Source organism: Streptomyces sp. NPDC045778, from assembly GCF_056431945.1.
In genome coordinates this window covers 39,904-61,981 of record NZ_JBWKJZ010000039.1, presented here as the reverse complement: position 1 = coordinate 61,981, position 22,078 = coordinate 39,904, and the positions used below count along the sequence as shown (strand labels likewise).

General features: G+C 73.8%; 18 protein-coding genes. 10 read left to right on the top strand and 8 right to left on the bottom strand.

All coding sequences use genetic code 11. From position 1 onward, the window contains the following. Nucleotides 1-110 precede the first annotated feature (110 nt). Nucleotides 111-719 carry a DsbA family oxidoreductase gene (locus tag AC07GB_RS34480; protein ID WP_478852524.1) on the top strand — a complete coding sequence of 203 codons (609 nt, stop codon included), beginning with the start codon at nt 111-113 and terminating at the stop codon, nt 717-719. A gap of 9 nt (nt 720-728) precedes the next feature. On the opposite strand, the gene AC07GB_RS34475 is transcribed toward AC07GB_RS34480, so the two are convergent. Continuing rightward, complete coding sequence (locus AC07GB_RS34475; RefSeq protein ID WP_478852522.1) at nt 729-1,202, bottom strand: MarR family winged helix-turn-helix transcriptional regulator; 474 nt, start codon at nt 1,200-1,202, stop codon at nt 729-731. A 330-nt stretch (nt 1,203-1,532) separates the two neighbouring features. Between AC07GB_RS34475 and galU the strand changes: the two genes are divergently transcribed. The 9 genes from galU to AC07GB_RS34430 all read left to right on the top strand — a co-directional run bounded on the left by galU (nt 1,533) and on the right by AC07GB_RS34430 (nt 13,268). Further along, nucleotides 1,533-2,447: a UTP--glucose-1-phosphate uridylyltransferase GalU gene (gene galU, locus AC07GB_RS34470; protein ID WP_478852520.1), complete on the top strand. Its 915-nt coding sequence runs from the start codon at nt 1,533-1,535 to the stop codon at nt 2,445-2,447. A 275-nt stretch (nt 2,448-2,722) separates the two neighbouring features. Further along, on the top strand, nt 2,723-3,871 hold the full coding sequence (locus tag AC07GB_RS34465) for a ParB/RepB/Spo0J family partition protein (protein ID WP_478852518.1): 1,149 nt from the start codon (nt 2,723-2,725) through the stop codon (nt 3,869-3,871). A gap of 236 nt (nt 3,872-4,107) precedes the next feature. Continuing rightward, nucleotides 4,108-4,845, top strand: coding sequence for a sigma-70 family RNA polymerase sigma factor (locus tag AC07GB_RS34460; RefSeq protein ID WP_478852516.1), 738 nt, complete (start codon nt 4,108-4,110; stop codon nt 4,843-4,845). 3 nt (nt 4,846-4,848) lie between these two features. Next, a complete protein-coding gene (locus AC07GB_RS34455; protein WP_478852514.1) occupies nt 4,849-6,075 on the top strand; it encodes an MFS transporter in 1,227 nt (408 codons plus the stop codon). 162 nt (nt 6,076-6,237) lie between these two features. After that, on the top strand, nt 6,238-7,917 hold the full coding sequence (locus tag AC07GB_RS34450) for an FAD-binding oxidoreductase (RefSeq protein ID WP_478852512.1): 1,680 nt from the start codon (nt 6,238-6,240) through the stop codon (nt 7,915-7,917). Between the two features lie 305 nt (nt 7,918-8,222). Then, a complete protein-coding gene (locus tag AC07GB_RS34445) occupies nt 8,223-9,575 on the top strand; it encodes a phosphomannomutase/phosphoglucomutase (protein ID WP_478852543.1) in 1,353 nt (450 codons plus the stop codon). A gap of 393 nt (nt 9,576-9,968) precedes the next feature. Further along, nucleotides 9,969-11,165, top strand: a complete 1,197-nt coding sequence (gene wecB / locus AC07GB_RS34440) for a non-hydrolyzing UDP-N-acetylglucosamine 2-epimerase (RefSeq protein WP_478852510.1) — start codon at nt 9,969-9,971, stop codon at nt 11,163-11,165. A gap of 48 nt (nt 11,166-11,213) precedes the next feature. Beyond that, on the top strand, nt 11,214-11,957 hold the full coding sequence (locus AC07GB_RS34435; RefSeq protein ID WP_478852508.1) for a hypothetical protein: 744 nt from the start codon (nt 11,214-11,216) through the stop codon (nt 11,955-11,957). Nucleotides 11,958-12,014: 57 nt separating this feature from the next. After that, entirely contained in the window at nt 12,015-13,268 is a 1,254-nt protein-coding gene (locus AC07GB_RS34430; RefSeq protein WP_478852506.1) for an FG-GAP repeat domain-containing protein, read from the top strand. Nucleotides 13,269-13,685: 417 nt separating this feature from the next. On the opposite strand, the gene AC07GB_RS34425 is transcribed toward AC07GB_RS34430, so the two are convergent. The 7 genes from AC07GB_RS34425 to AC07GB_RS34395 all read right to left on the bottom strand — a co-directional run bounded on the left by AC07GB_RS34425 (nt 13,686) and on the right by AC07GB_RS34395 (nt 22,060). Further along, nucleotides 13,686-14,663 (bottom strand): MsnO8 family LLM class oxidoreductase, encoded by a 978-nt coding sequence (locus AC07GB_RS34425; protein ID WP_478852504.1) that lies wholly within the window; start codon nt 14,661-14,663, stop codon nt 13,686-13,688. Then, on the bottom strand, nt 14,663-15,202 hold the full coding sequence (locus AC07GB_RS34420) for a hypothetical protein (protein ID WP_478852502.1): 540 nt from the start codon (nt 15,200-15,202) through the stop codon (nt 14,663-14,665). Before AC07GB_RS34420 ends, AC07GB_RS34425 begins: the two co-directional genes overlap by 1 nt. Nucleotides 15,203-15,624: 422 nt before the next feature. After that, entirely contained in the window at nt 15,625-16,191 is a 567-nt protein-coding gene (locus tag AC07GB_RS34415) for a MarR family winged helix-turn-helix transcriptional regulator (RefSeq protein WP_478852500.1), read from the bottom strand. Between the two features lie 101 nt (nt 16,192-16,292). After that, nucleotides 16,293-18,293 (bottom strand): FAD/NAD(P)-binding protein, encoded by a 2,001-nt coding sequence (locus tag AC07GB_RS34410; RefSeq protein WP_478852498.1) that lies wholly within the window; start codon nt 18,291-18,293, stop codon nt 16,293-16,295. 60 nt (nt 18,294-18,353) lie between these two features. Continuing rightward, nucleotides 18,354-19,202 carry an aminotransferase class IV gene (locus tag AC07GB_RS34405; RefSeq protein ID WP_478852496.1) on the bottom strand — a complete coding sequence of 283 codons (849 nt, stop codon included), beginning with the start codon at nt 19,200-19,202 and terminating at the stop codon, nt 18,354-18,356. A 6-nt stretch (nt 19,203-19,208) separates the two neighbouring features. Further along, the gene (locus tag AC07GB_RS34400) at nt 19,209-20,426 is read right to left on the bottom strand and encodes an FAD-dependent monooxygenase (protein ID WP_478852494.1); all 1,218 of its coding nucleotides are present in this window, start codon (nt 20,424-20,426) and stop codon (nt 19,209-19,211) included. Nucleotides 20,427-20,467: 41 nt separating this feature from the next. After that, entirely contained in the window at nt 20,468-22,060 is a 1,593-nt protein-coding gene (locus tag AC07GB_RS34395) for a class I adenylate-forming enzyme family protein (protein ID WP_478852492.1), read from the bottom strand. Nucleotides 22,061-22,078 lie beyond the last annotated feature (18 nt).

Below are 22,078 nucleotides of genomic sequence, written 5' to 3'. Positions count from 1 at the left end.
CACCGCCCGGCCGGCCGGGGGCGGGGCACCCGGCGCCGGCCCGCCCGCACCGCACCGCGCCCGGCAGGCCGCTGCGCCTTTCCTGCTTTTGTTTTGTGTAAGGAGTCCTGATGTCCCTGACCATCGACGTGTGGTTCGACTATCTGTGCCCCTTCTCCGTCATGACGGGCAAAGTGATCGCCGACACCGGCCTCGCCCAGGACCACACCGTGCGCTGGCGCGCCTACGAACTGCACCCCGAGGGCATACCGGCCAGCGGCAAGAAGGACTATCCGCAAGGCGTCTGGGAGAACTCCGTGGTGCCCATGGCCCACCGGCTCGGCGTGCCCTTCGCCGCCGCCCCCGCCGGACCGCTGCCGCGCACCCACCTGGCCATGTACGGGCACGTCTTCGCCTGGCGGCACGGCGCCGGGCCCGCCTACGACACGGCCGTCTTCGACGCCTACTTCCACCGCGGCCTCGACATCGCCGATCTGAAGACGCTGAGCGCCCTGGCCGGTGAGGCGGGCCTTGACCCCTGGCGGTTCAGCGAGTGGACCACCTCCCCGCAGGCCGCCGCCCACCACCAGCAGGCCCAGGACGAGGCCCGGCGCACCCACCGCATCCACACCGTGCCCACTCTGGTCATCGGCTCCTGGCGCACCGAGGGCGTGCCCGACGCCGCCCGGCTGCTGCGCGCGGTGAGCACCCTGCACGCCCGCAGCCGCGTACCGGCCTGAACCCGGGGCCTATTCGGGGGCGTCCAGGACGTCCGCGGCCTGGGCGAGCAGCGCTGACAGCGCGTCCACCGCGCCCGGCGGCAGCAGCGCGAGGCGGCGCTCCTGCACGGCCGCCACCGCGTCCTGGATCCGCGTGGTGATCAGCAGGCCCTCCTCGGTCAGCTGGGCCCAGGCACTGCGCCCGTCGGCCAGGTCGGCCTCGCGCACCACATAGCCCGACTCCGACATCCGGCGCAGCACATTGCTGGTGCCGCCCGAGGACAGCCGGCAGCGCACGGCCAGCTCGGTGGGCTTGAGCCGCAGCTCAGCTCCCGCGCCGCGCAGCGCGGCCAGCACGTCGTAGTCGGCGCGGGTCAGCCCGTACTGGGCCGCCCTGCTGTTGGTGGTGGCATCCAGCACGGCACACAGCCGCGCCGCCAGCCGCGCCAGCTCCAGGGAGGGCACCTGCTGCCCGCCGCGCCTGTCGGCCGCTTCTGCCCTCACGCCCTACCCGCTCCCCGCTCGGCACCGGCCCCCGCAACCGCGGACAACCGGCGACATTCCCTGGAGCAGCGCAGTCTAGACGGGGCGGGAGAACACCCACCACAACCGCCCGGAGAAACCCCGCCGCCACCATCAAGAGAACACCCGCCACAACGCCTGGAAGAACACCGCCGCGACCGCCGGGAGAACACCGCCGCGACCGCCGGGAGAACACCGCCGCGACCGCCGGGAGAACACCGCCGCGACCGTGCCCCGCGCAATTGCCGAAGTCGCCCCGGCGCGCCCCCTATTGCTTCCGCGCCCGCCGGCGCCCCCTCTAGCGTGAATCCCATGAATGTCGCGTCTGTCGGTATTACCAAGGCAGTTGTTCCCGTCGCGGGCCTGGGCACCCGATTCCTCCCGGCGACCAAGGCCACGCCCAAGGAAATGCTTCCGGTCGTGGACAAACCCGCTATCCAGTACGTCGTCGAGGAAGCGGTGTCCGCAGGAATGTCCGACATCCTCATGGTGACCGGGCGCAACAAGCGGCCGCTGGAGGACCATTTCGACCGCAACCACGAACTGGAGGAGACGCTGCGCCGCAAGGGCGACGCCGACCGCCTGCGCCGCGTCAGCGCCCCCAGCACCCTCGCCGACATCCACTACATCCGCCAGGGCGACCCGCGCGGCCTGGGCCACGCCGTGCTGTGCGCGGCCCGGCACGTGGGCGCCGAGCCCTTCGCGGTACTCCTGGGCGACGACCTCATCGACCCGCGCGACCCGCTGCTGGCCCAGATGGCCCAGGTCCACGCCCGCCACGGCGGCAGCGTGGTGGCCCTGATGGAGGTCGACCCCGCCCAGGCCCACCTGTACGGCTGCGCCCGCCTGCACCCCGGCGCCGACGGCGACGTGGTGGCCATCGCCGACCTGGTGGAAAAGCCGGAACCGGGCACCGCACCGAGCAACTACGCGGTCATCGGCCGCTATGTGCTCGCCCCCGAGATCTTCCAGGCGCTGCGCACCACCGCCCCGGGCCGCGGCGGCGAGATCCAGCTCACCGACGCGCTGCGCACCCTGGCCGCGAGCGCGTCGGCCGGCCCGGTGCACGGCGTCATCTTCCGCGGCCGGCGCTACGACACCGGCGACCGCTCCGACTACCTGCGCGCCACCGTGCGCCTGGCCTGGGAGCGCGAGGACCTGGGCCCTGAATTCCGGTCCTGGCTGCGCGACTTCGTGGCGCAGCACTCGCTGGCCTCCGCGGCCTGACCCCCGCGCCGCGCCGGGCCCCCGGGCCGCACCCGGGGGCCGCCGCCGGGGGTGTGCAACCGCGGAAACTCCCCGGTTGCACACTCCCGTCCCGCCCGGGCCGGGCGACTTGCCCAGATCGCGCCGCGGCCCCGGCAGGCCCGGCAGAAACCGAACGACAGCTATGTACGGTCAGGGGGTGCCGGCCGGGGAGACCCCCCGCGCCGGCGGCGGGCCGCCTCCGGCACAGGTGACGGCACCGGATCCGACCCCCTGGTGGAGGAGGTGCACCGCGCATGGGCGTCAACCCCCCAGCACACCCCGGCTCCGGCCACCGCTCGACGCTGCCGCAACAGCCGCCGAGCCCACCCGGCGAGGCGGCCGACGGCCTCGAGGCGGCCCTGGACGGGGCCGTGCACCAGGTGCCCGTCGCCGTCCTGCGCCCGGCCGACTCACCGCGCATCGGGGAGAACCTCCAGCACGCGCGGACCCTGGGCGCCTGCGGCGCGGTGCTGCCGCCGATCCTGGTGCACCGCGAGACGATGCGGGTCATCGACGGCATGCACCGGCTGCGCGCGGCCCTGATGCACCAGCGCGACCTGGTGGAGGTCACCTACTTCGACGGCAGCACCGAAGACGCCTTCGTCCTGGCCGTGGAGAGCAACACCGCCCACGGCATGCCGCTGACCCTGGCCGAACGCGCCGCGGCCGCCGCCCGCATCATCATCACCCACGCCCACTGGTCGGACCGGGCCGTCGCCGCCGTCGCGGGCCTCGATCCCAAAACGGTCGCCGCCCTGCGCCGGCGCGGCCTGCCGCCCGACCAGGCCCCCGCGGTGCGCGTGGGCCAGGACGGCAAGTTCCGCCCCGTGGACCCGGTGGCCGGACGCCGGGCGGCCAGCCGGCTCATCGCGGCCGAACCGCAGGCCTCGCTGCGCCACATCGCGCGCCGCGCGGGCGTCTCCCCGGGCACCGTGCGCGATGTGCGCGCCCGCCTGGAGCGCGGCGAGGACCCCCTGCCCCCGGCCCTGCGCACCCCCCACCCCCCTCCCGGACCCGACCCCGCACCCCCACCCGCACCGGGGCCGGCCCGGCGGGCCGGACAGGAGGCACGGGCGGCGCCCCCCGCCCGCACCCCAGGCCCAGGCCCAGGCCCAGGCCCAGGCCCAGGCCCAGGCCCAGGCCCAGGCCCAGGCCCAGGCCAGGGTCAGGGTCCGGGCCTGGAGCGGGTCTTCACCAGCCTGTGCAAGGACCCCTCGCTGCGCCAGAGCGAGACGGGACGGCTGCTGCTGCGCCTGCTGGAGATGCACCTGCCCGCCCAGTTCCAGCGCATCACCGCCTGTGTGCCCTCCTACCGGGCGCACATGGTCGCGGCCGCCGCCGGCGAATGCGCCCGGGCCTGGCAGCACGTCGCCGACACCATCGAGCACACCCGCCCCCGGTAACCGGCACCGGCCGGCCCCTCGCGCCCTCGCACGCCACCCCCGCAGGCGGGGGAGCGCGCCCGGTGCCGGGGGACACCACAGCGGCGGTGCGTCCTTCAGTCTCCCCCGCCGGGGACGCACCGCCCCCTCCCTCTTTCCCCTCTTTCCCCGCCCCCTTTTCCCGCTTCTTCCGCCCTCGCGCTCCTCTTCTTCTTCCAGCACGCGTCCCCTGACCCCCGTACCGAAGGAAACGCCCCATGGAACCGCAGCCCGCGTCCGCCGCGGCCCGCAGCGGCACCAGCACCCTGCCCCACCCGAGCCGCCCCGCCGGCCGGCCGGGCCCGTGGCATGCGGTGCGGGCGGCCAAGGCCCCGCCCGGGCCGGGCCCCGCGGCGGTGGGCCCGGAGACGGCCGCGCAGCGCACGGCCCGCTTCGAACGCGACGCGCTGGCCCACCGGGGGCGCCTGTACGCCCACGCGCTGCGCCTGACCCGCCACCGGGCCGACGCCGAGGACCTGGTGCAGGAGACCTACGCCCGCGCCTACCGCGGCTTCGACCAGTTCCGCCCCGGCACGAGCCTGGGGGCCTGGCTGTCGCGCATCTTGACCAACGCCTTCCTGACCGCCTACCGGCGCCAGAAGAGCCGCCCGCACTTCGCGCCGGTGCCCGACATCGAGGACTGGCAGCAGGCGCGCGCCGCCTCCCACGCCTCGGCCGCCCTGGCCTCGGTGGAGGCCCAGGTCGTCGACCGCATCCCCGACGCCGCGATCAGCCAGGCGATGCGCTCCCTGCCCGCCGCGCTGCGCATCGTGGTCTACCTCGCCGACGTCGAGGGCCTGCGCTACGAGGAGATCGCCGCGGCCCTCGCCATCCCCTCGGGCACCGTCAACTCCCGGCTGCACCGCGGCCGCCGGCGCCTGCGGGCCCTGCTCGAAGACCACCCGGGGCGCGGTGCGCGCACCCGCCCCTGGCACCACCACGACAAGGAGAGTTAGAAGATGCCCATCGCCCTTTTGGCGCTGGCTTTAGGCGCCTTCGGCATCGGCACCACGGAGTTCGTGATCGTGGGCCTGCTGGAGGAGGTCGCCGACGACCTCAGCGTCTCGATCCCCTCCGCCGGCCTGCTGGTGACCGGCTACGCGCTCGGTGTGGTCGTCGGGGCCCCGCTGATGACCGCCGCCGGGACTAGGCTGCCGCGCAAGACCATGCTGGCCGTGCTGATGGCCGTGTTCATCCTGGGCAACCTGCTGTGCGCGGTCGCCGGCAGCTACGCCCTGCTGATGACGGGCCGTCTGGTGGCGGCCTTGACCCACGGCGCGTTCTTCGGCATCGGCTCGGTCGTCGCCGCCAACCTGGTCGCGCCCGAACGCAAGGCCCGCGCGATCTCCCTGATGTTCATCGGCCTGACCGTGGCCAACGTCCTGGGCGTGCCGATGGGCACCTTCCTGGGCCAGCACTTCGGCTGGCGCTCCACCTTCTGGGTGGTCACCGGCCTGGGCGTGGTGGGCCTGCTCGGCATCCTGGCCCTGGTGCCGCCCCAGCCGCGCGAGGACTCCGGCGGCCTGCGCAGCGAGATCGCCGTCTTCCGCCGCGGCCAGGTGTGGCTGGCCCTTGCGGTCACCGCGCTCGGCTTCGGCGCGGTCTTCGCCTCCTTCACCTACATCGCCCCGATGATGACCAAGGTCGCCGGGTTCTCCGACGGCGCGGTCAGCTGGCTCCTTGTCATCTTCGGCGTCGGGCTGTGCGCGGGCAACGTGGTGGGAGGCCGCCTGGCCGACCGCGCGCTGATGCGCACCCTGTCCCTCGCCCTTGCCGCCCTCAGCGCCGTCCTGGTGATCTTCGTGTTCACCGCGCACGCCCAGGTGCCCGCGGCCATCACCCTGGGCCTGTTCGGCGCCGCGGGCTTCGCCACCGTGCCCGCGCTGCAGATGCGGGTGCTGCAAAAGGCCGACGGCGCCCCGGCCCTTGCCTCGGCGGCCAACATCGCCGCCTTCAACCTGGGCAACGCCGTGGGCGCCTGGCTGGGCGGCTTCGCCATCGACCACGACCTGGGCTACACCGCCCCGAACTGGATCGGCGCGCTGTTGGCCGCCGGCGCGCTGGCGGTGGCCGCCTACTCGGTGCGCCTGGACCGCCGCGACGGCAAGCCGCAGCAGGGCGGCGCTCTCGCCGGGGACCTCCCGGCGCAGCAGACCGACACCGCCCCCGCCCAGACCCCCGCCTGACCACCCCCCTCCCCCCTCTTCCATCCCCCTTTTTTTCTTTTGTGTTCCGCCGCCCTCTTCGGGGGACGTGCTCCGGCCCGGCATCCGCCGGGCCGGTCCGCTCCCGGGCCCCGCCCGTGCGGCGCGGGCCCGCAACGAGCCGGAAAGACGAGGTAGCCGACGATGAACGATGTCGATCGCCGCACGCTCATAGGGCGCGGCGCCGCGGTCGCGGGGGCCGCGGTCGCCGCCACCGCTGTCACCCCCGCCCTGGTGAACCCGGCCGCCGCCGCCCCGGGCGCCCGCACCCCGCGGGCGCCCGGGGCGAGCATCGGCCCCGACGATCCCCGCTACGCGCTGCTGAGCAGCGGCAACAACCAGCGTTTCGTGGCCAGACCCGACTACATCAAGATGATCACCTCGGCGGCCGACGCCGAACAGGCCCTCCAGCAGGCCTTCAAGGACAACAAGCGGGTCGCGGTGCGCAGCGGCGGCCACTGCTTCGCCGACCTCGCCGCCCACCCCGACACCGAGGTCATCCTGGACTTCTCCCCGATGACGGCCGTCGGCTACGACGAGCGGATGCGGGCCTTCACCGTCGAGCCCGGCGCCCGCCTGCTCAATGTCTACGAAACCCTCTACAAGAACTGGGGCGTGGCCGTGCCCGGCGGCATCTGCTACAGCGTCGGCGCCGGCGGGCACGTCAGCGGCGGCGGCTACGGCCTGCTCTCGCGCGCCCACGGCCTGGTCTCCGACCACCTGTACGCGGTCGAGGTCGTCGTCATCGACGCCCGCGGCAGCGCCCGCACCGTGCTGGCCACCCGGGAGCAGGACGACCCCCACCGGGAGCTGTGGTGGGCCCACACCGGGGGCGGCGGCGGCAACTTCGGCCTGATCACCCGCTACTTCTTCCGCTCACCGGGCGCGCGCGGCACCGACCCCGCCGACCAGCTGATGAAGCCGCCCTCCACCGTCCTGGTCAGCGCCGTGGACCTGCCCTGGGAGCAGCTGAACGAGACCCGCTTCAGCCGCCTGCTGAAGAACTGGGGCGCCTGGCACGAGCAGCACGCCGCCCCCACCTCCCCCTACCGCCACCTGAGCAGCCTGTTCAACGTCAGCGCCGAGGCCCACGGCAGCCTGGGCATGTTCACCCAGGTCGACGCAGGTGTCGAGGGCGCCGAAGGCCTCCTGGAGTCCTTCATGAGCGCGGTCCTGGCCGGCACCGGACTGACGCCCAAAGCCCTGGCCCGGCCCAACGGCGAACTGCCCGCCATGCCGCAGCTGCGCGCCCCGCGGCGCATGCCCTGGCTGCAGGCCACCCGCCTGGTCGGCACCGACAACCCCACCATCACCAACCCCACCTCGCGCGGCGCCCACAAGTCCGCCTACATGCGCAAGAACTTCACCGACCACCAGCTCGCCGCCCTCTACCGGCACATGACCCGCGCCGACTTCCACAACCCCGACACCATGCTGGTGCTGTTCTCCTTCGGCGGCCAGGTCAACGCCCTGGCCCCGGACGCCACCGCCAACGCCCAGCGCAGCTCCGCGTTCAAGATGTGCTTCCAGACCTTCTGGGCCGAGCAGAAGGACGACGACTTCTACCTGGGCTGGATACGCGAGCTGTACGAGGACTTCTTCGCCCGGACCGGGGGAGTGCCCGTCCCTGACGAGCGCACCGACGGCTGCTACATCAACTACCCCGACCGTGACGTGGCCGACCCCCGGCGCAACACCTCCGGCGTGCCCTGGCAGAGGCTCTACTACAAGGACAACTACCCGCGCTTGCAGCAGGTCAAGAAGCGCTACGACCCCACCGGCTTCTTCCGCCACTCCCTGTCGGTGGAACTGCCCCGCCGCTGACCACACGCCGCTGCCCTGACGCGAGGGCCTCCCGCGCCGCCGGGCGCGCCGTTCGCCCCCCCCGCGGACAGCGCGCCCGGCCTTGCGCTGCCCCCACGACACCCCCGCCAAGCCCCCGCCAAACCTCTCGTACGGCTCCTCGCACGGTCCCGCTGCCGGGCCCTCTTCCCGGCCCCCCGCTGTTTTTTCCGCTCCCCGAACCGGAGGCACCCTTGTCCCTCACCTCGGACCACACCGCACACCACTGCGCCCCCGCCACCGCCCCCTCCGCCGCCGCGCGCGCCGCCGCGGCCGGCGGCGCCGACCTGTCGGGCCTGGTCAAGGCCTACGACATCCGCGGGATCGTCCCCGAGCAGTGGGACGCTTCCCTGGCCGAACTCTTCGGCGCCGCCTTCGCCCAGGTGACGGGCGCGCAGGCGATCGTCGTCGGGCACGACATGCGCCCCACCTCACCCGCGCTCGCGCTGGCCTTCTCCCAGGGCGCGGCCCTGGGCGGCTGCGCGGTCACCCAGATCGGCCTGTGCTCCACCGACCAGCTGTACTACGCCTCGGGCGCGCTTGACCTGCCCGGTGCGATGTTCACCGCCTCGCACAACCCGGCGCAGTACAACGGCATCAAGATGTGCCGCGCGGGCGCCGCCCCGGTCGGCCAGGACACCGGCCTGGGTGACATCCGCGCCCTGGTGGAGCGCTGGCTGGCCCAGGGCGCGCCGCCCTCCCTGAGCACGGCCGGCGCCCTGACCCGCCGCGACACCCTGGGCGACTACGCGGCCCATCTGCGGTCCCTGGTCGACCTCACCGCGATCCGGCCGCTGAAGGTGGTCGTCGACGCGGGCAACGGCATGGGCGGTCACACCGTGCCCACCGTCTTCGAGGGCCTGCCGCTGACCGTCGTAGCGATGTACTTCGAACTGGACGGCACCTTCCCCCACCACGAGGCCAACCCGCTGGATCCGGCGAACATCGTCGACCTCCAGCAGCGGGTGCGCGAGGAGGGCGCCGATATCGGCATCGCCTTCGACGGGGACGCCGACCGCTGCTTCGTCGTCGACGAGAACGGCGACCCGGTCTCCCCCTCGGCCATCACCGCCCTGGTCGCCGCCCGCGAACTGGCCCGCAACGGCGGCACCGGCACGGTCATCCACAACCTGATCACCTCCTGGACCGTCCCCGAAGTGGTCCGCGAACACGGCGGCACCCCGGTGCGCACCCGCGTGGGCCACTCCTTCATCAAGCAGGAAATGGCCGCCACCGGCGCGATCTTCGGCGGCGAGCACTCCGCGCACTACTACTTCCGCGACTTCTGGAACGCCGACACCGGCATGCTCGCCGCCCTGCACGTCCTGGCCGCCCTCGGCCACCAGGACGGCCCCCTGTCGGCCCTGGTGGCCGCCTACGACCGCTACGCGGCCTCCGGCGAGATCAACTCCACCGTCAGCGACCAGAAAGGCCGCCTGGCGGCCCTGCACGCCGCCTACCCCTCACGCCCGGGGGTGAGCGTGGACGAACTCGACGGACTGACCGTCAGCGGCGCCGACTGGTGGTTCAACGTGCGCGCCTCCAACACCGAACCGGTGCTGCGCCTGAACGTCGAGGCCCGCGAGCCGCACGTGATGGCCCGTGTCCGCGACGAGGTGCTGGCCCTCGTGCGCGCCTGAGAGGCCCGCGCGCACCACCGCGCACCCGGGCGCCGCACAGCGCCCCGAGCCCGCCGAAACCCCCCTACCCGCTTCACGGGTAGGGGGGTTTTCGCATGTCCGCGCCCCCTTTCCCCGCGGACAGGGGCGCGGCTGTCCAACTCCTGTGCAACCGGCGGGAGAAAGCTCAATTGACGCGGAACTAGCTCACAGGAAAGATACCTAGTGCCGGCAGGGAAACCGGAAGGAATCCCCAAGGCGGGAAACACCGCAAGCGCCGCCCGGAATGCAAACGGGCCGCCCCCCTTTTGAGCCCGGCGCGAAAGCACCCCGGCATCCGGTGCCGCGCCTTCCGTAAAGCCCTTCATGAGCGTTCCTCTCCCTCCCCTTTGACACAGAAAAGGAATAAATGCCATGCGTTCCGTCGCCGTTGTCCTTGGTACCCGCCCCGAAGCCATCAAGTTCGCCCCCGTCATCCGCGCCCTGAAGGACGACCCGCGCTTCGCCCCGACCGTGATCTCCACCGGCCAGCACCGCCAGATGCTCGACGAGACCCTGGAGGCCTTCGGCCTCGAGCCCGACATCGACCTGGAGATCATGGCGCCGCGCCAGACCCTGTCCCAGGTGACCTCCCGCTCCCTGCACGGCCTGGGCGAGGTGTTCAAGGAGCTGAGGACCGAGGCGGTCCTCGTGCACGGCGACACCGCCACCACCCTGGCCGGCGCCCTGTCCGGCTTCCACCACCAGATCCCCGTCATCCACGTCGAGGCGGGCCTGCGCAGCGGCCACCTCAACTCCCCCTTCCCCGAAGAGGGCAACCGCCGCCTGGTCGCCCAGGTCTCCGCCCTGCACCTGGCCCCCACCCCCGGCAACCGCGCCAACCTGCTGCGCGAGGGCATCGCCGAGGACAGCATCGTCGTCACCGGCAACACCGTCATCGACGCCCTGCGCTGGGCCAGCGACCGCGCCCAGGACTACGGCTCCAAGGCCATCGAGGACCTCGACAGCGACAACCGGCGCGTGGTCCTGGCCTCCGCCCACCGCCGCGAGGCCTGGCCGGACCTGCCGCAGATCGCCGAGGCGTTCGCCTCCATCGCCGACGAGCCCGACGTGCGCGTGGTCATCCCGCTGCACCGCAACCCCGTCGTGCGCGACGCGCTGCTGCCCCGCATCGGCGACCACCCCAACATCACGATCGTCGACCCGCTGTCCTACCTGTGCTTCAGCAAGCTGATGCGCCGCGCCGACCTCATCGTCTCCGACAGCAGCGGCGCCCAGGAGGAAGGCCCCGCCCTGGGCAAGCCCACCCTGGTGCTCGGCAGCGTCACCGAGCGCTCCGAGGCCGTCGTCGCCGGCACCGCCCGCCTGGTGGGCACCAAGACACCCGGCATCGTCCAGGCCGCCTGCGAACTCCTGCGCGACCCCGGCGCCTACGACCGCATGGCCAACGCCACCAACCCCTACGGCGACGGCCGCGCCACCGAGCGCACCGTGGACGCCATCGCCCACTTCTTCGGCGACAGCCCCGCCCCCGACCAGTTCACCCCGGCCATCGCCATCGACGAGCTGTCCGCGGAACTGGCCCGCACCGCCACCTTCGCCCGCGCCTGAGCACACCCCACCCGGCCAGCACCCCTCGACCCGGCAGGAGGCACCGCCATGACCCCCACCACCCGCCAGCAGACCCACACCACCACCGAACTCACCTTCTCCGGACCGCACGTGCAGGCCACCCTCATCACCCACGCCCGCGACTACGCCGTTAACGGCACCGCCCTCGTCGTCAACCCCCAGCCCCGCCCGGTCACCGTCAGCGAGCACCCCCGCAAGGGCATCGCGCCCCTGTCCTCCACCATCCTGCGCGACACCCGCATCCAGCAGGCCGACACCCTCATCCTGCTGCGCACCGACCTCGACACCCCCATCGGCGCCATCACCGGCGAGCCGGGCTGGCAGCACCTGGCCGACCTGCTCCCCGAGGAGGCCGCCTTCCCCCGCACCACCCCCCTGTTCAAAAGCCCCCAGGACGACGCGGGCACCACCCGCTTCGACCCCGCCCACCTGCTGGGACAGACCCCCGACCCCGACCCCGCCCGCGCCCAGGACTTCCAGATCAAGGCCAACCTCTGGTTCGCCCCGGCCGGCACCGACTGCCACATCCACAACCGCCACGACTTCATCGAAGTCCACACCCAAGTCCACGGCCTGGGCCGCATGCAGAAGTTCACCGCCCCCGACCCCACCCGCCTCTACGAAGACCTGCGCATGAGCCCCGGCTACACCACCCCCGACCCGTTCTGCACCATCCGCCCCGACGGCTCCTACCACTACCCCTGGCACCAGTACTACGCCGACACCGACTGCCTCTGGCTCGCCGTCGAATACCACCGCCTCACCCCCTGACCCCGCCCACCGCCCCTTTCGGCCGCCGCGCCCCACGACACCTCAAGGAGAACCACCATGACCGCCGACACCCTGTCCGCCTTCCGCGCCCCGAAGTTCACCGCCGAGCTGGTCGCCGACCAGCTGCGCGACGGATACTGGCTGGAGGCCCCGGACCTCAACAGCGACAACAAGCCCGACCTGTTCGGCTACGGCCTGCGCCTGGGCGAGATCTACTGGTACCAGAACGACGAGAAGTGGACCCGCCGCCTGGTCGCCGACAAGATCAAGATGCCGGTCGGCGCCGACTACGCCGACGTCAACGGCAACGGCCGCCCCGACATCATCCTCTGCTACGACCTCTACGGCCCCATCGGCACCATCCACGACGCCAACACCCAGGGCGGCAAGATCGACTGGCTGGAGAACCCGGGCAGCCCCGACAAGGACGAGTCCCGCTGGAAGAGGCACTACGTGGGCCGCGCCACCGGCATGCACCGGCTGCGGGCGGGCTACTTCACCCAGACCGAGCGCCTGGAGATCATCGGCCTGCCGATCGTCGCCAAGGAGGACGTCCACGCCGTCCTGCCGGTGGTCATGTTCACCCAGCCCGACGACGTCCAGACGGCCGAGGAGTGGCCGATGACCGTCATCGACGACTGCCACTTCCGCATGATCCACGGCGCGGAGAAGAAGCAGGGCCTCATCCCCGGCTCTGACCGCGAGTCCCTCCTGCTGGCCTCCGACGAGGGCGTCACCTGGGTCTTCTACGACGACACCAAGAAGGAGTGGGTGCGCAAGCTCATCGGCACCGGCGAACTGACCCAGTTCGAGCAGACGGGCTTCCGCGGCAGCGGCGACCTGAACGTGGGCCGCATGGGCGAGGACGCGATGGGCTACGTCGCCGCCGTCGAGCCCTTCCACGGCAACACCGTCGCCGTCTACACCAAGGCCACCGACGGCCGGCCCGAGGACGTGGAGTGGAACCGTGTCCTGCTGGACGTCTACGGCGACCCGAACGAGAACGGCGAGGGCCCCGGACACCAGATCGTCACCGCCGACTTCGACGGCGACGGCGAGGACGAGTTCCTGGTCGCCCTGCGCGGCCCGTGGCCCTGGCAGGGCGTCATGTACTACAAGGCCATCGACCTGAAGAACGGCGTGTGGGCCAAGTGGCGGGTCTCCGACGAGTCCGTGGCCCGCATCGCCACCGCCGACTTCAACGGCGACGGCCGCCTGGACTTCGCCACCATCGCCTACTCGGTGCAGAACTACTACGTGGCCAAGGACGCCAAGCTCATGGTCTACCGCAACGAGATCGACGCCCAGTAACCCACCCCGACCCCCCGGCCCCCCGACCACCCTCAACCCCGACCTCCGACCCTGACCCTCCGACCTCCAACCCCGATCCCCCGTCCCGATCACCGACAGCCAGACCCGCGCACAACCCCGTACCACTCCGTACAGCCGAAGAAGAGAAGACGAAGAAGAAGGAGGAGGACACACATGACCGCCCCCGGCGAGAGGAGCACGCGATAGCCGTACGCCGGACCAGACGCAACCACCCCAGCACGGACCACAACCGCAGACAGGAGGACCCAGACCCCCCGGGGCGGCCGTACACCAACGGCCGCCCCGCTTTGGTGTGCGCCCGGCCGGGCCGGGGAAAGCGCACAGGCGGCAGAGCCCGCTTTCGGGCTCTGCCGCCTGTGTCTGCCGGGCGCCGCGCGGCTCAGGCGTAGGGCGCCGCTAGGCGGGCACCGTCTGGGGCCGGCCCGCGGTGAGCTGGAAGGCCTGGGCGAGCAGCTGGTAGGAGCGCACCCGGTCGGCGGGGTCGGCGGTCAGGGTGTTCACCAGGAGTTCGTCGGTGCCGTGTGCGGCGGCCAGCCGGGTCAGCTGCTGGTGGACCTGTTCGGGGGTGCCTGCCACCAGGGTGCGGCGCAGCGCGGTGGCCCGTTCGGCCTCCGCCTCGCTCCAGCGGTGGGCGCGCACGCTGTCGGCCGAGGGCAGGGGCAGGTCCTGGCCCAGGTCCTTGCGGCTGCGCCACAGCAGCACGGCGCGCGCGAGTTCCTCGGCCCTGGCCTGGGTGTCGGCACTCACCACGCGCACGGCCACCACGCCGCGCCGCGGCGGCTGCCCGGTGTCTTCGAGAGCGGCGCGGTAGGCGTCGAGGACGGCCCGGCCCGGTTTGTGGGTCAGGAAGTAGGCGTAGGCGAAGCCGGCGCCCAGCTGTCCGGCGTGGCGGGCGGAGTGGGTGCCCGCGCCCAGCAGCCACAGGTGCGGGGGCACGGGCGCGCTCTGGTCCACCTCGGGGCGCCGGCCCTCGATCAGGCCCAGGCGCAGGCGGAGTTCCTCCACCTGGTCGGGGAAGCGGTCGGCGGGGCCGCCCGCGCGGCCCACCCCGAGGTCGACCCGGCCCGGATGCAGCGCGGCCAGGACGTTGAAGACCTCGGCGACCTTCGCCGCCCGGTAGCGGGGCAGCAGGACGCCGCCGGTGCCGATGCGCAGGTGGCGGGTGCGGGCCAGGAGGTGGCCGGCGAGGATTTCGGGGGCGGTGCCGGCGAATCCGGGGGAGTGGTGGTGTTCGGCCACCCAGTAGCGGGTGTAGCCCAGGAGGTCCACGGCCTGGGCGAGGTCGGCGGAGGCGCGCAATGCCTGGGCGGGTGACTGGTCCTGGCCGATGGGGGACTGGTCCAGTACCGACAGGCGCAAAGGGGCCCGGTCCATCAGGCCTCCTGGTGCGGGGCGGCGGGGGCGCTGTGGGGGTCGGTGACGGCGGGCACGATGCGGAAGTCGCGCTGGAAGACGAGGTTGTGCAGGTCGGCGGCGGCGATGGCGCGCAGGGTGGGCACCTCGGCGGCGGCCTGTTCGTCGGTGAAGACGTTCAGCGGCCACTCCGCGACGGTGGCGCCGCGCAGGTGCGGGTGGTGGAACCCCTTGCCGTAGTGCGCCACCAGGCTGATCGGGTCGATGCCCTCGGCGCGCTGGCGGGGCCAGCTCAGCGCCCAGGTGGCGGCCAGGCCGCCGTCCTCGGCGCGCTGGGGCCCGCTGGCGCGCACCTGGCCCGAGCCGCCCAGCAGGTGGGTGTTGAACTCCTCGAGGACCTGGCGGGCGTAGGGGTCCAGCAGCGCGACGGCCTGCTGGAACAGTTCCTCCTTGGCCGCCCGCGAGACGGCGCCGTCGCCGTGGGTGCCATCGCGCAGATCTCCGAAGTGCCTCAGCAGCGCCCCGATATGGGCGGCGGGGCGCGTCACGCTGGTGTTCATCCAGTGCCTCCTAGGCGGTGGTGCGGGGGCGTGCCAGGGGCGCGGCCCGGGGCACCCGGGGTGCCACATGGCCGCGCATCACCGGGCTGAACGCCCGGGCCTTTCCCGGCCTTTCCCGCCCGGGCCCGGCCGGTCCCACTTGGCCAAGTCGCCGATCCGCCCGGCCGGTGCCCGCCACCCGTACGGCCCCCCGGCCCTACGGCCCCGGCCCGCAGGCGGGCGGGGCAGGTGCCGAAGTAGCACCGCGGCCTTTGTGGCCGGCCACCGGCCCGGGCCACCATGGACGACAGGAAGCCGGGCACCAACCGGTATGCCCCGCCGCTCACGCGCCCGGCTTCCTTCCGCCCCCCCTTTTTTTTGGCTTCCCCCTCTTCCTCCCTTCCGTGCAGGCCGCCCCCGTGGGCGGCCGGGAGAGGGGGGTTTCAGCGTTTGGGGGCGGGCCGTGGGGCGCGCACGATCCGCCGGGTCCTGCCCGGCCGTGCGGGGCCCGCCGCGGCCCGCTCCGCCGCCTCGGGCTGTGCGGGGGCGGGGGGCTGTTCGAGGGCGGCGGCCACCAGGGAGATCAGCCCGGACAGGGCCTCCACCGCGCCGCCGGGCAGCGGCCCCAGCAGCTGTTCGTAGACGGTGTCCGCGGCCTGGCGCACCGCGTCCACCACCTGGCGTCCCTCCTCGGTCAGCTGCGCCCACGCGCTGCGTCCGTCGTGCAGGTCGGCCTCGCGGACCACGTAGCCGGACTCGGCCATCCTGCGGATGATGTTGCTGGTGCCGCCGGAGGACAGGTGGCAGCGCTCGGCGAGTTCGCCGGGCCGCAGCCGGTAGCCGGCGCCTGCTCCGGTGCCGCGCAGGGCGGCCAGGACCTCGAAGTCGGCGCGGGTCAGGCCCCGCTGGGCGGCTTCGGTGTCGGTGACGGCGTCCATGGCGGCGGCCAGGCGGGTGGCCTGGGCGGCGAGGTGTGCCGGGGTGCAGCGTGCCGTGGGTGTCTGGGCCATCAGTACCTCTTCCTGTGCCGGCCGCCCGGTGGTGCGCGGCCCGCGGCTCACCGGGCGGCAGCGCAGTGTAGACAACGAGGGGTCGGGGCCGGGCGGCCGGCTCACTCGCGGCCGGTGGCGGCGGCCATGGCGGGCGCGGCGGCGTCCTTGGCGGGGCGTGGGGGGCAGGTGAGCGCGCCGGCGGGGCCGGGGGGTGTGCGGTGGGCGGGCAGGGCCAGCAGGCTGCGGGCGATGGCGTCGGCGTCGCCCAGGATGACGGAGTCCACGCCCGGGCGTATGCCCGCCGCGGTCGCCCAGTGCACCGCCTCGGTCGGCACGCCGTAGGCGAAGCGGCGCGGGTGGGCGCGCCCGGCCGCGTCCAGGAGGTGGTAGGGGCGGGCGGTGACGGCCAGGCCGCCGGTCTCGTAGTCGCCGTGCGGGCCGTGCAGGGTGTGCAGCCGGGCCTGTTGGGTCACCAGCAGGTGGCGCAGCAGCGGGTCGGTGGTGCGGTGCAGGTCGCTGTGCGGCAGCCGGGCCTCGATGAGGGTGCGCGCGCACACCGGCGGGCCGGCCACGGCCGCGGAGGTGGCCGCGAAGCGGGGCCCCTCCGGGCCCTGGTGGGGGCGCACGGTCAGCTCCGGGCCGAGCACCTCAAGGACGCCGGCCTCGATGAGCGCGCTCATCTGCTCGATGCGTGCGGCGGGCGGGCCGATGGACAGGTAGGCGTTCAGCGGGGTGTACCAGCCTTCGAGGTCCTCGCGGTGGGAGTCGGCGCTCAGTCCGCCGTGGTCGACGACCTGGCGGATCTCGTTGCGCAGGTCGCGCAGCACGTCCAGGGCGGCCTTCACCGGCCCGTGGAGGTTGCCCTGGCGGGCCTGGTCCAGATCGTGCCGCAGGTGGTCCAGGAGCCAGGCGGTGAAGTCGCCGGCGCTGGTGAAGGCGGCCTGCTTGTAGGGCTTGGCGATCCGTTCCCAGTCCCAGCGCTCCTCGGCGGGCACGTGGTGGGCGTCCAGCAGCGAGGCGCGGGCCTGGGGGGAGGGGGCGGCCAGGTAGCGCTCGGCCAGTTCCTCGCCCTCGCCCGCTCGGCCGTGGCCGGCCAGCAGGGTGCGGTAGTAGACGGCTTCCACCTCGGTGGCGATCAGCGGCCACAGCTGGGCGGCGAAGTCCAGGGGCCGCTGCTCGCGCAGGCGGGCGATGCGCTCGGCGTTCAGCAGCCGGGGCTGGTGGCGGCCGAAGGCGCCCTTTTGGTTCTCGCCGCGCGCGTGGTAGGGCACCCCGCGCCGGGAGCCGGCCACCAGGTGCGGTTCGCGGCCCGAGGGCCGGTAGACAAGGCGGCCCTGGTGGCGGTGGAAGGTGCCGCCGCGGCCCAGGGTGAACAGCGCCATGTGGTCGAAGAAGTTCAGGCCCAGGCCGCGCAGCAGGACCGTCTCGCCCGGGGCGATGGCCGACAGGTCCAGGTCGGCGGGGTTGGCGGGGGGCAGGTAGCGCAGCTGGTGGCGGGCGGCGTAGGCGGCCAGGTCCGCCTCGGCGGCGGTGGGCCGTACCGGGGTGTGCCCCTGGGCCAGGACCACCGCGTCCAGGCCGGCCAGGACGGTGCCGTCGGCCAGGCGCAGGGTCTGCGGGCCGTGCGGGTGTGCTCCGGCGCCGTCCAGGGCGGTGGCGCGGGTGGCGTGGGTGTGCACGCTGATGTGGCCGGCGGCGCGGGCGAGGAGGTGGTCGAAGGCCCAGCGCAGGTAGTGGCCGTAGAAGGCGCGGGTGGGGTAGGCGTCCGGGCCCAGGGCGCGGGCCTGTTCCAGCACCCAGGCCGGATAGCGGACGGCGGTGCGTGAGCGCGGCAGGGAGCGCGCCCACTCATACAGGCTCGGGCCGCGCACCAGCGGCCCCTTCATGCGCACGGAGGCGTCGGTGAACACCGTCACCTGGGAGGCGACGGTGTTCATCAGCAGAGGGGCGGGCTGGTCGGTGCGCCACACGGCGCCCGCGCCGGGCGGGAAGGGGTCGATGACGTGGATGGTCAGCGGGCGGGTGGCAAGGGTGCGGGCGCCGGCGAGGGTCCGCTCCAGGACGGACAGGCCTCGGGGGCCGGCGCCGACGATGGCCAGGGTCAGGGGGCGGCTGTTCATGGCGGGGAGGTCTCCTTGGGCGGGCGGGATCGAACAAGGGGCCTTAAAAGAAGGGGCGGTTCAGGGGCGGGCGGCCCGGGCCCGCGCACCGGACCGCGCGGGCCCGGGCGCAGGTGCGGGCGTGGGGGGCAGGGGGCGGGCGGCGTCCTGCCAGGCCCGCTGCCAGCCGGCGGCGCGCTCGGCGGGCCCGGCCCGGTAGGGGGTGTGGGGCCAGGCGGTCACCGGCCGGATGCCGTGCAGGGCGTTGACCAGCCACACCTCGTGTCCGCTCAGGTCGGCCGGGCGCACCGGGCGCGCGGTGAGGGGCACGCCCAGGCGGGTGGCGCGGGCGGTGATCCAGGCGGCGGTGATGCCGGCCAGGACGGGCAGGCCGGGCGCGGGCAGGCACAACTGCCCGTCCTGCCACCACAGCAGGGTGGCGGCGGTGGCTTCGCTGGCGAGGCCGGCGGGGGTGGTCAGCAGGTAGTCGTCCGCGCCCCGGCGGCGGGCGTGCTCACGCAGCGCGCCCAGGGCGTTCAGGTCGGGGCCTTTGCGGCGCGGGCAGGTGCGCGGGTCGGGCCCGTACCAGCAGCTCAGGCGCGCCTGAGAGGCGCGGGCGGGGCTGGGGCGCAGGCGCAGGCCCAGCACCGGGTGCGCTCCGCCGAGCAGTTCCAGGCGCGGGAACCAGGCGCCGGTGCGCGGCAGGCGGGCCAGGGCCTGGGTGATGAAGCCGTCCGCGTCCAGGGCGGGTCCGGCGCCCGCGGCCCGGCAGGCGGCCAGGAAGCGGGCCCGGTGCCCGGCCAGGAAGCGGGCCTGGCCGTCCTGGAGGAGCCAGGAGTCCGCGGCCAGGAGCGGGGCCGTGGGCGGGTGGGCGGGGGCCAGGTGGGAGCCGGGCCGCCAGACGTACCAAATGCTCTGCTGGTCGGGCACGGCGCTTCAGTACCTTCCGTGCACGGCGGTGGCCGGGGCGCTGCGCGGCCCGTAGGGGGCGCGCTCGAGCCACTCGCCCCAGGCGGGCACCAGGGGGGCCATGCGGGCGGAGAAGGCCTGCAGCAGCCGGGTCCTGCGGTGGCGTGGGCGCAGGTGGGCCAGGGCGGTGCCGGCGGCGCGGGAGTTGAACAGGGCGGCCTCGCGGCGGGCGTGGGCGAACGCGCCGACGGCCGCGGCGCGTTCGCCTCCTGCCAGGGCCTGGGCGACGGCGTCGGCGGCGGCCACGGCGTCGGCGATGCCGCTGTTCATGCCGCGCGCGCCGAAGGGGGGGAACAGGTGTGAGGCCTCGCCCACCAGCAGGACCCGGTGGCCGGGGTCGGTGAAGGCGTCGGCGACGACTTGCAGGAAGTGGTAGCGCGAGACCCACAGCAGGCGTTCGGCGTAGGCGGGGGGCACCACGCGGGCCACCCAGGCGCGGGCGGCCTCCTGGGTGGCCCACTGCTCGGGGTCGTCGCCGTCCTTGCACTGCAGGTCGAGCTGGAAGCCGCCGGCGAAGGGCACCCGCATCACGCTGCGTCCGCCCAGGGCGGGATGTTCGTAGGTGAACACGCGCTCCAGGGGCAGCGGGTCGGTGGGGTCCTCGGCGATGTCGACCACGACGTGGAAGGCCTTGGAGCGGGTGCCGCTCATAGGGATGCCCAGGGCGTGGCGCACCGCGGAGCGGGCGCCGTCGGCGGCGATGACGAAGCGGGCGTGGTGGACGGTGCCGTCGGCGGTGAAGACCCGTACGTCCTCGGGGCCGGGTTCGGTGCCGGTGACGGGGGCGTCCCACAGGAAGCGGACGCCGGCGTCGTGGCAGGCGCGCAGCAGGTGTTTTTCGGTTTCGACCTGGCGCAGGCTGGTGAAGGGCGGCAGGGTGCCGGGGGCGGTGGTGGCGGGGTAGGTGCGGGTGAAGACGTCGCGGTCGCGGTAGACGGTGCGGCGGGTGGGCCAGATGACGCCGTGTTCGATCAGGGTCTGGTCCAGGCCGGCCTTGATGGTGCCCAGCAGGGCCAGGGAGTCGCGGTGGACGAACAGGGCGCGGCTGCCGGGGCGCCGGCGGTCGGCGGGGTCGGCCTCGATGACGGTGACGGGGATGCGGTGGTGGCGCAGGGCCAGGGCGGCGGTGAGTCCGACGGGGCCCGCGCCGATCACCAGGACGGGCTGGGGCGAGGGGGGTGCCATAGGGGGTCCTTCCAGGGGGCCGGGCGGGGGCTGGGTTGATGTCAGGTGGCGTCGGCGGGGGCGGGGGGCAGCTGGCCGTCGTGGAGCATGCGGGTGATCTCCACGCGGCGGACCTTCCAGGTGGAGGTGCGCGGCACGTCGGCGAAGGGCCAGTGCAGGGGGGCGGCCATGGCGGGCAGTCCGGCGGTCGCCGCGCGCCAGCGCTCGGGGTCCAGGGGGGCGTCGCGGCGGGTGCAGACCACGGGTACGGGGGTGTGGTCGGGGCCGGGCACGATGATGACCTCCAGGAGTTCCTCCAGGCGGGACATCAGGGTGTCTTCGAGTGCGAGGTTGCTGTCGATGGTGTCGATCTGGTCGATCTCGCGGTCGATGAGGCGGAGTTTGCCGCCGCGGTGCAGCGATCCCATGTCGCCCAGGCGCCACCAGCCGTCGTGGCGCTGTTTTTCGTAGCGTCCGTCCTCGCCGAGGTAGGTCATGATCGTGCCGCGGCCGCGCAGTTCGAGGTGGCCGGCCCGGCCGCGGGGCAGGGGGCGGCCGTGGTCGTCGACGGCGCGCAGTTTGATGAAGCCGGGCAGGACGAAGCCGACGTCGCGGCCGTCGTTCTTGGCGGCGCTCTTGCGGGTGTACCAGGCGCCGGAGATGGGGCCGGTCTCGCTTTGGCCGTAGAGCTGGACGAGCAGGGGGCGCCGGCGGCGGGAGGCGGCGAGCAGGCGCTGGATGGTGCGCGGGTGGATGGCGTCGAAGGTGCTGCTGTAGTAGCGCACGCTGGAGAGCGGGGCGCCGGGGGCGTCGGCGAGGTCTTCCCACTGGATGAAGTTGTTGGGGTGGGTCTCGACCAGGCCGGGGCGGGTGCGGGTGAAGATCGGGCCGACGGTGTCGGGGTCGGGGTCGGTGAGGATGACCAGGGGGTTGCCGTAGGTCAAGAAGACGCCCAGGGAGTGGTAGAAGCGGGAGTGGACGTAGCTCATGGCCAGGGCGACGGTCTCCTTCTTGCGGACGGGCCAGGCGATGAGCTGCTGGGGCAGCAGCCGGTGGAAGAGGGCGCGGGCGTTGTGGACCATCAGCTTGTTGACGCCGGTGGTGCCGGAGCTGTGGGTGATCAGGGCGGTCTGGTGGCGGTGCAGGCGTACCGGCCGGCGGCGGGGGGCGTCGGTGATGTCGGCGAGCAGGCGCAGGCAGCGGTGGGCGGTGGTGCCGGCGAGCACGGTGTCGCGGACCAGCTGATCGAGGTCGAGGCCGGTGAGGGGGCCGGAGAGTTTGGCGGCGTCGCTGATCAGCCAGGGCTGTTCCAGGCGGTGCAGGAGCTGGGAGACGACGTCGGGGCTCAGGGCGGCGGACAGCACGACGGGCACGGCGCCGATGCGGGCGGTGGCGGCGGCCAGCAGGGCGATGTCGAAGTTGTCGTCCTTGTGGATGGCGACGCGTTCGGTGGGGCGGATGCCCACGTGCCACAGCCGGGAGGCGAGGTCGTCGACGAGGTCGGCGATGCGGCGGTAGGTCAGGTCGGTGCCGGCGTGGGGGAAGGTGGCCAGGGGCTGGTCGAGGGTGACGGGTACGTCGCCGTGCTTGTCGGCGGCCTTCTCCCACAGCAGGCCGAGGTAGAAGGCCTTTTCGGGCAGGGCGAGGCGGGGCATGAGGGTGTCCTTTCCGGG

Excerpts from the sequence above, each read along its gene's own strand:
- AC07GB_RS34460 (WP_478852516.1), top strand. The coding sequence starts at position 4,108 with ATGGAACCGCAGCCCGCGTCCGCCGCGGCCCGCAGCGGCACCAGCACC.
- AC07GB_RS34480 (WP_478852524.1), top strand. The coding sequence starts at position 111 with ATGTCCCTGACCATCGACGTGTGGTTCGACTATCTGTGCCCCTTCTCC.
- AC07GB_RS34420 (WP_478852502.1), bottom strand. The coding sequence starts at position 15,202 with ATGAACACCAGCGTGACGCGCCCCGCCGCCCATATCGGGGCGCTGCTG.
- wecB (WP_478852510.1), top strand. The coding sequence starts at position 9,969 with ATGCGTTCCGTCGCCGTTGTCCTTGGTACCCGCCCCGAAGCCATCAAG.
- AC07GB_RS34435 (WP_478852508.1), top strand. The coding sequence starts at position 11,214 with ATGACCCCCACCACCCGCCAGCAGACCCACACCACCACCGAACTCACC.
- AC07GB_RS34425 (WP_478852504.1), bottom strand. The coding sequence starts at position 14,663 with ATGGACCGGGCCCCTTTGCGCCTGTCGGTACTGGACCAGTCCCCCATC.
- AC07GB_RS34465 (WP_478852518.1), top strand. The coding sequence starts at position 2,723 with ATGGGCGTCAACCCCCCAGCACACCCCGGCTCCGGCCACCGCTCGACG.
- AC07GB_RS34430 (WP_478852506.1), top strand. The coding sequence starts at position 12,015 with ATGACCGCCGACACCCTGTCCGCCTTCCGCGCCCCGAAGTTCACCGCC.
- AC07GB_RS34415 (WP_478852500.1), bottom strand. The coding sequence starts at position 16,191 with ATGGCCCAGACACCCACGGCACGCTGCACCCCGGCACACCTCGCCGCC.
- AC07GB_RS34455 (WP_478852514.1), top strand. The coding sequence starts at position 4,849 with ATGCCCATCGCCCTTTTGGCGCTGGCTTTAGGCGCCTTCGGCATCGGC.
- AC07GB_RS34450 (WP_478852512.1), top strand. The coding sequence starts at position 6,238 with ATGAACGATGTCGATCGCCGCACGCTCATAGGGCGCGGCGCCGCGGTC.
- AC07GB_RS34410 (WP_478852498.1), bottom strand. The coding sequence starts at position 18,293 with ATGAACAGCCGCCCCCTGACCCTGGCCATCGTCGGCGCCGGCCCCCGA.
- galU (WP_478852520.1), top strand. The coding sequence starts at position 1,533 with ATGAATGTCGCGTCTGTCGGTATTACCAAGGCAGTTGTTCCCGTCGCG.
- AC07GB_RS34395 (WP_478852492.1), bottom strand. The coding sequence starts at position 22,060 with ATGCCCCGCCTCGCCCTGCCCGAAAAGGCCTTCTACCTCGGCCTGCTG.
- AC07GB_RS34400 (WP_478852494.1), bottom strand. The coding sequence starts at position 20,426 with ATGGCACCCCCCTCGCCCCAGCCCGTCCTGGTGATCGGCGCGGGCCCC.